This is a genomic window from Binatus soli (SeqCode), assembly GCF_050015535.1.
Taxonomy (GTDB): domain Bacteria; phylum Desulfobacterota; class Binatia; order Binatales; family Binataceae; genus Binatus; species Binatus soli.
Map to the genome: position 1 here is coordinate 131,799 of NZ_JBEKBF010000012.1, position 7,981 is coordinate 139,779.

The following is a 7,981-nucleotide window of genomic DNA, read 5'->3' on the forward strand; positions in this document are numbered from 1 at the left end:
GCTCACTTGACGATGCGGGCTGCGCGCAGCGCGGCGATTTTTTCGGCCGGGTAACCGAGGTACTCGCGGAGGATCTCGTCGGTGTGCTCGCCCAGCATCGGAGCGGCGCGGCCGATCGTGCCGGGGGTCGCGGAAAACTTCGTCAGCATTCCGGTTTGCTTCACGCGGCCCCATTGCGAATGAGACAACTCGGCGATCAGGTCGTTCGCGATGACCTGCGGATCGTCGAACAATTCACCTAAATGATTTACCCGCGTGGCCGGGATGGCGGATTTCTTCAAAGCTGCGAGAGCGTCATTGCGATTGAGCCTGGCAAATTGCTCCGCGAGCGCCGCCGCGAGCGAGCCCTCGTTCGGTTCCGCCGCGGCCGCATCCCAGTTGGCATTCGGCAGCCCCGGTAGAATAGTCCGTAGCGCGTTCCATTGAGTATCGTCGGTTAGCGAGATGAATAGCCATTCGCGGTCGCGGCAACCGTAGGCGCGCGAAAGCGCCGAGCGCCCGCGATTCTCAGCGCCGCCATTTTCCATGTCCGGCCGGCCCGGATAGAACGCAAACTCGCCGGCCTGAAAAGCCATCGCGGCTTGCAACAGCGAGGTCTCGCATAACTGGCCGCGTCCGGTAAGTTCGCGCGCACGCAGCGCGAGCACGCATCCAAACGCGGAGAGCATCGCGGCGCCGTAGTCGCAAATGGCGCAAGTCAGATACACCGGATGCCCGTGATGGCCGCCCTGCGCCGCCATCACGCCCGAACGCGCCTGCAACAGCGGATCGAAGCCGGGCTGGTTGTGCTCGGGTCCGCGATTTCCGAACCCGTTGATCGACATATAGATGATGCGAGGGTTGCGCGCCGCCAGGCTTTCGTAATCGAAGCCGAACTTGCGCATCCGGCCCGGCCGCAGATTCTCGACCACGATGTCGGCCTTGTCCGCGAGCCCATCGATGATTTCGCGGCCTTCTTCGGTCGCAAGATTGACGGAGATACCGCGCTTGCCCTGGTTCCAGCCGAGGAAGCCGAAACCGAAATTGCGAAACGAATCGCCCTCGAGGCTTTCGATCTTGATGACCTCGGCGCCGAGTTGCGCGAGTATCATCGGACCGTACGAACCCGCGATGTAGCTGGCGAAGTCGAGCACGATGACGCCATCGAGCGGAGGCTGTCCGGCCGTGCGCAGGTCCTTTTCCGGCGGTGCGTCGCGCTTTGGCTCTGCAAGCCATTGCAGCGCCGCACGATCGTTGCCGGCCTTGGGAGCAGGGCCCGTGATTTCGCCGGGAGTGTCGCTCAGGAACAACGGCAGGCCCATCTGAATCATGCGGCCGAGAGCGGGGTCGTCGATTTCATTGCGCATCGCGAGCGCGCGCGTCTGTGGGTGATCGATGAAGTCGTGGCGGGTCATCACCGGGGCGCACGGAACGTCGTATTCGCGCAGGATGCCCAGCCATTCGTCGCGGGTCCGCGTGCGGATGATTGGCTCGATGATGTCTTTGAGCGGCTCCCAGTACCAGGGCGCGATCCCCCACGGCGCATTTTCGAACCGCGGGTCACTGACCAGATCGGGGCGATCGATTGCGATCGCGAACTTGCCCCAGAAGGTCGCGTTGCCGCATGCGACAAACAGGTATTTGCCGTCGGCGGCCTCGAACAAACGATAAACCGGAATCGGGCCGAGAGGGTCCAGCGGCCCGTCATAGAGGGTGGTCAATGCCTCGTGACGCAGGATTGCGCCGGTCTGGAGCGAGAACGCGCCGGCCAGAATCGAGACTTCGACCGCGTCACCCGCTCTATTGGCGCCACGCGCCAGAATCGCGGCGACGGCCGCAGTCGCCGCCATCACGCCCGCCGAATAACTCGCCGCCGGGAAAACCAGCGCGACGGGATTGCCGCTGCGCGCCCACTGGCTCCCGGTGATTCCGCCGCGGGCAGCGACCAGGTCGTCGTTGGCGTCGAAGTCGGCGTCGGGGCCACGGCTGCCCAGCGGAGGCACGCTGAGCGCAATCGCGCGCGGATTAATCCGGCGAATCGATTCGGGATCGAGGTTCAGTTGTTTCAGCCGGGCCGGCGTGAAGCCGGTGACGACGATATCGGCCCACCGAATCAGGTCCGCAATTCGGGCCTGCGATGCGTGATCGTCGAGGTCCAGCTCGAGCGCGCGCTTGGAGCGGTTGAGGACGTGGAAGTGCGGCGTGCCGCGCTCGCGTGAACCGCCCGGTGGCTCGATCTTGATGGCGTGCGCGCCGTTTTCCGCCAGCAGCATCGTGGCGTATGCGGCGCCCATGTTAGAGTCGAATTCAACGATATTGATTCCGTCGAGTGATTTACCCATTGAAGATTGCCAAGCGCCGTTTTTGGGAATTGGATTGTCGTTGAGTGGCGGCGCGAAAAGCAAACGATCGCGCCAAAGCGCGATTATGCGCGGGAATCCGGTTCCAGGCGGATGAATTCAACCCACGGACACGCCGGGTTCATCCTCCCTTAATGTCCGATGCATAGCTTCTTTCGGCGCACCCGGATCCGCGCAACGGACACGACTAACTTCGAGGCAAGTTCAAAAGATGCTCAAACGACGACTAAGCCTGGCATTTTTCATAGTCCTGGCGATCGCAGGGATCGGCCGCTCCGGATTTGCCGACATGTTAATCAACGGCGCCGGTGCCACGTTCCCGTACCCGATCTATTCCAAGTGGTTCGACGTTTACGAGAAAGAAAATCCGGGCATCAAGTTCAACTACCAATCGATCGGTTCGGGCGGCGGCATCCGGATGCTCTCGAATCGCACCGTCGATCTTGGTGCGAGCGACGCTCCGATGACCGATCAACAGCTTTCTGAAGCACCCGGAAAAATTCTGCACTTTCCCTCGGTGATGGGCGCGGACGTGGTCGCGTACAACCTGCCCGGATTTACCGGCACGCTGCGCCTGACGGGTCCGGTAATCGCGGATATTTTCTCGGGCAAAATAACCAAGTGGGATGACGACAAGATCAAGGCGCTGAATCCGGGCGCGGCAATCCCGTCGCAGGACATCGTCGTATGCCATCGCTCGGACGGCAGCGGCACGACGTATATATTCGTCGATTACTTGTCGAAGGTCAGCCCAAGCTGGGCGTCGGACGTGGGTAAAGGAACCTCGGTCAAGTGGCCGACCGGACTCGGCGGCAAGGGCAACGAGGGCGTGACGGCGCTGGTTCAGCAAACGCCCGGCGCAATCGGGTACGTCGAGCTGATCTACGCGCTCAACAATCACATTCCGTACGCCGTATTGCAGAACAAGGCGGGCAATTGGGTGCAGGCGAGCCTCGATGGCGTTACCGCGGCGGCGTCGTCGGCGGCGGGCAATATGCCGGCCGACTTCCGCGTGTCAATCACCGACGCACCGGGCGCGGATGCGTATCCGATCTCGTCGTTCACGTGGCTACTCGTTTATCAGAAGCAGACCAACAAGGATGTCGGCGAGCACATCGTGAAGTTCCTGCACTGGGCGCTGACAGACGGACAGAAGTACGCGCCGGATCTCAAGTACGCGCCGCTGCCGGCCGAAGTCGTGCAGAAAGAGACGGAACAGATTCAGCAGATTCAGATTCCGTAACGGGATAGTCGCAGGCACAGAGAGGCGCGGGCGTCGGGGGCAATCGCGGGCATCGCAACTTGCGGCGCGCGGCGTGGTAGGATCCCGCTTGACGTGGCCGACAAGGTAATTTACCTGCGCGAAAAGCCGGTGTCGTTGTCGCCGGCCGACGAGCGCAACTTCAAGATCAAGTACGCCGAGCTGCTGAATCCCGCGCAGTTAGCCGCCGTGACGCATCGCGACGGCCCGCTGCTGGTCGTAGCGGGGGCGGGATCGGGCAAGACTCGCACGCTGATCTATCGTGTCGCCCGGCTGATCGAGAGCGGCGTGCCGCCGGGTGCGATCTTGCTGCTGACGTTTACGCGTCGCGCGGCGCAGGAGATGCTGCGTCGCGCCGAGCAGTTGGTGGGGGATCGCGCGGGCGCCGTCGCGGGCGGTACGTTTCATTCCTTCGCCAACAATGTTTTGCGCCGGATGGGCGCGCCGATCGGCCTCAAGCCCAACTTCACCATACTGGATCGCTCCGACATGGAGGATGTGGTCAATCTGTTGAGGACGCGGATGGGACTGGCGTCGCGCGAGCGCCGGTTTCCGAAGAAAGGCACGATTGCCGAGGCGATCAGCATGGCGCGCAACAAGCGGCGCGCGCTCGAAGAGGAAATCGAGATCGATTTTCCGCATCTCGGTGAGCATCAGACCGAAATTCTCGAACTCGCGAAAAATTACGAGAGCTACAAGCGCGAGCGCGGCCTGCTCGACTACGACGACCTGCTGTATCGGCTCGCCGAGTTGCTCGAACAGCATGAGAATGTGCGTCGCCGGCTGTCGGACAGCTATCGTTACATCATGATCGACGAGTACCAGGACACCAATCTGATTCAGGCCGACCTGGTGCGCCTGCTCGCGATGAATCATCGCAACGTGATGGCGGTTGGCGACGATGCGCAGTCGATCTATTCGTTTCGCGGCGCCAACTTCCGCAACATCATGGATTTTCCCGCGATTTTTCCCGGCGCGAAGATCGTGAAGCTCGAAGAGAACTACCGCTCGATCCAGGGAATCCTCGATGTCGCCAACGACGTGATTTCACGCGCCGGCGAGAAGTACACCAAGGCGCTGTTCACGCAGCGCGAGGGTGGCTTTCGGCCTTTCCTGGTGCGCGCGCAGGACGAACACATGCAGTCGCGGTTTGTCGCCCAGCGCATCCTGGAGCTGCGCGAAGAGGGGGTCGAACTCGGCCAGATCGCGGTGCTGTTCCGCTCCAGTTTTCACTCCTTCGATCTGGAACTCGAACTGCAGCGCCGCGACATCCCGTTCATCAAGCGCGGCGGATTCAAGTTTATCGAAACCGCGCACATCAAGGACGTGCTGGCGCATCTGCGCGTCATCGCGAATCCGGCGGACGCCGTGTCGTGGTTGCGCGTACTCACGCTGGTCAAGGGAATCGGTCATCGCACTGCAGAGCGGACGATCGACGCGCTCATCGCAGCCGACGATCCGGCGGCCGCGGTTGCGAAACTTGCCGACCAGGCCCGCGGCGGCGCAGATGGCGGCCTCAAGCGGCTTGCCGCGCTGCTGGCGGAATTGCGGGATGTCCAAAAGCGGCCACCCGAGCAAATCGCGATGACGCTCGAATACTATCTGCCGGTGATGCGCGAGGCGTACGCCGACGATTATCCCAAGCGCGAGCGCGACCTCGAACATTTCCAGAATCTTACCGAGCGCTACAAGAGCCTCGAACAGATGCTGGCCGACATGGCGCTCGAGCCGCCCAACGATTCACTCGACGGCATGCTCGCGACGGATTCCGATGACGAACGCCTCACGCTCAGCACGATTCACTCCGCCAAGGGACTCGAATGGAAAGTCGTGTTCCTGATCTGGGCGGCAGACGGACGCTTCCCGGGACCGCAAAGCGTGGGCGATGACGAAATGGAGGAGGAGCGCCGCCTGATGTACGTCGCGAGCACGCGCGCGCGCGACGAGCTGTACCTGTCGTATCCGATACATATGTTCGACCGCAGCTTCGGCTTCGTGATGGGTCGGGTGTCGCGCTTTCTGGAAGACGTGCCGGCAGAGCTGCTGCAGACCGCGACGTTGCAGGAGTCCGAATGAGCATTTCATACCAGATGTGGAGTTTTGGGGCCTCTCGGCTACCATCGGTAGTTTCGTTCCGTCAAAATTAATATTCGCAGGAAGCGGGCGGCGCACGATTTCGGGCGAGCCTGGCGAGTAGCGGTATCCAGGCGGTTGAGCATGCCGGATGGGTAGCATAGAAAATCCGCCGGGGTCAGGCTGAATAGTTCACCCCCGCATGTTCGATCGCAGCTTCGGCTTCGTGATGGGTCGGGTGTCGCGCTTTCTGGAAGACGTGCCGGCAGAGCTGCTGCAGACCGCGACGTTGCAGGAGTCCGAAGAGCCGTAGGCAGCCTTACGCCTTACCTGCCAATCCCGTTTTAAACAGGGCTGGACTATCACCCTGAACTGGCAGGAGCACTCCCTGAAATTGCCCCAAAGGGTTCTCGTCGAACCCGAATCACCTTGACAAAGACGATCAAATAGCGAACATAGACTTCCGTATGGCTATCGGCTTAAATCGCTTGATTGATCGTCGTCCGAGGCGATACACACGACCATCTCCGTTTGTATGGCAGAAGCGAAATTCACCGACGAGGAAGTCTCGCATCTCGTGAACGAGCGAAAGCAACTTCCTAGACGCTGGGAACGGCGACTTTTGATTCTTCGACCTAAAGAAAAGACCTCACACAAGCGATCAGGATTGGTTGTAAGGGGTCAGACCGGAGAGTTTGAAATCAGAGTTCGACAGTGCACCGACTATCCCCTAGATTTTTCTGTCATCATTGCGTTTCGAAAGACAAATGAGAACAGCTTGTTCATTTTGAGGCGTTACAACGGACGTCATCCGGCACCGCATGTGAACAAACCACTGAATGGGCCGAAAGAGTCGCTTCCCGGGTTTCATATTCACATGGCTACTGAAGAAGCTCAAAGACATGGGCGAGATGAAGAAGCATATGCGGTTGGAACGTCGGACTATACGGATGTGTTTAGTGCTATCGATCTCGCACTGAAAGATTGCAATTTCGACAAACCGCCGATCGAGCCTGACAAAAACCCTGACCAATCCGATTTCTGGCGCGGCAATGGCTGAAGCTGAGAAAACAATGGAAAGCTCTGAAGCGATCGAGCGCGACTTCAAAGCCAAAGTCGCCGACGAGCTGCGAATCGTGTCTGAAGGAATAAACCGGTTCGTTGTTGTCACGCCTATGACTTTCGGTGATGGAGACGGGTTGCCAATCGTACTTAGAAAACGCAACGACGGCTGGTATCTGACAGACGAGGCACATACTTTTCTCCAGCTATCGTATCGGCTATCCGATGAAGAGCTAGACGAACCTCCTCGCAAAGAGTTGATTGACCGTATCCTGTCGAGCTTTGAAATAGAAAACAAGAATGGCGAATTGATCCTTCCGATCCCCGACCATCGATTTGGCGACGCCTTGTATACGTTTATACAAGCTCTGCTGAAAATCGACGACATTCGTTATCTTTCAAAGGAAAGAGTTCAATCGACCTTTCTTCAGGACGTTAGAAGTTATCTTGAGAAAATTGTAACCCCTCAACGCATCACGGCCAATTGGCACGACCCTGAGAGAGATCGACCAGGAATATATCCAGTTGACTATCGCGTAAACGGAATGAAAACGCCGATCTTTATCTTCGCAATAAATTCGGAACACAAGGCAGATATCGCCACGATCAGTCTTCTTAAATTCGAGCAATGGAAACTGAATTACAAGAGCGTAGGTATTTTTGATGAGATGGAAAACTTCAATCAGCGTACGATTGCTCGTTTCGTAGATGCATGCGGGAAAGCGTATTCAACTCTAGACGTAGCGAAGGAAAGTCTTCCGAGATTCGTACCGGAGCTTCTGTCAAGTGACGGTTAGCGGCCTCGCGGTTCTAGTCGAATCGTAACGCAGCTTGCTAAGCTCGGCTGCTTACACGGGCCGAAGAACCCTCGCCTCTGCCTTGAAAGCTGCACCTCAACCACTTCGTGTTTCATCCATGAGCGCCTTCTCATTGGCTTCGTGATGGGCCGGGTGTGGCGCTTTCTGGAAGATGTGCCGGCAGTGGCGTGCTCCCCAATTTCCAGCCAATCATAAGTAGAGACCGCCGGCAGTTTGGCCCTCTTCGGGCGGTTGCGTTTGGCGTGCTCCCCAATTTCCAGCCAATCATAAGTAGAATCCGCCGGTTGTTTCGCCCTCCTGAGGCGGTTGCGTTTCCTGTTCTTTAAGCGCTGCGAACTCGGCCGGTGTCAAGGCGCCGAGACTGCCGTGCGGTCGCAGGTGATTGTAGTCGTGACGCCATGCCTCGATCGTTTCGCGCGCCTCGGCGA

Annotated in this window: 6 protein-coding genes; 4 read left to right on the plus strand and 2 right to left on the minus strand. The window is 59.1% G+C overall.

Annotated features, from left to right (window positions below; translation table 11 throughout):
• Positions 1–2: 2 nt before the first annotated feature.
• Complete coding sequence (locus ABR989_RS11050; RefSeq protein WP_428128423.1) at positions 3–2,321, minus strand: CaiB/BaiF CoA transferase family protein; 2,319 nt, start codon at positions 2,319–2,321, stop codon at positions 3–5.
• Between the two features lie 229 nt (positions 2,322–2,550).
• On the opposite strand from ABR989_RS11050, the gene pstS reads away from it, so the two are divergent.
• From pstS to ABR989_RS11070, 4 genes are all read left to right on the plus strand, one after another.
• Entirely contained in the window at positions 2,551–3,582 is a 1,032-nt protein-coding gene (pstS, locus tag ABR989_RS11055; protein ID WP_428128425.1) for a phosphate ABC transporter substrate-binding protein PstS, read from the plus strand.
• A 93-nt stretch (positions 3,583–3,675) separates the two neighbouring features.
• Entirely contained in the window at positions 3,676–5,676 is a 2,001-nt protein-coding gene (locus ABR989_RS11060; RefSeq protein WP_428128427.1) for an ATP-dependent helicase, read from the plus strand.
• 532 nt (positions 5,677–6,208) lie between these two features.
• Positions 6,209–6,733, plus strand: coding sequence for a hypothetical protein (locus ABR989_RS11065; protein WP_428128429.1), 525 nt, complete (start codon positions 6,209–6,211; stop codon positions 6,731–6,733).
• Positions 6,726–7,532, plus strand: a complete 807-nt coding sequence (locus tag ABR989_RS11070; protein WP_428128431.1) for a DUF1828 domain-containing protein — start codon at positions 6,726–6,728, stop codon at positions 7,530–7,532. Before ABR989_RS11065 ends, ABR989_RS11070 begins: the two co-directional genes overlap by 8 nt.
• A gap of 285 nt (positions 7,533–7,817) precedes the next feature.
• On the opposite strand, the gene ABR989_RS11075 is transcribed toward ABR989_RS11070, so the two are convergent.
• Positions 7,818–7,981: integrase core domain-containing protein (locus tag ABR989_RS11075; protein WP_428128441.1), on the minus strand; the 164-nt coding region annotated here is incomplete at its 5' end.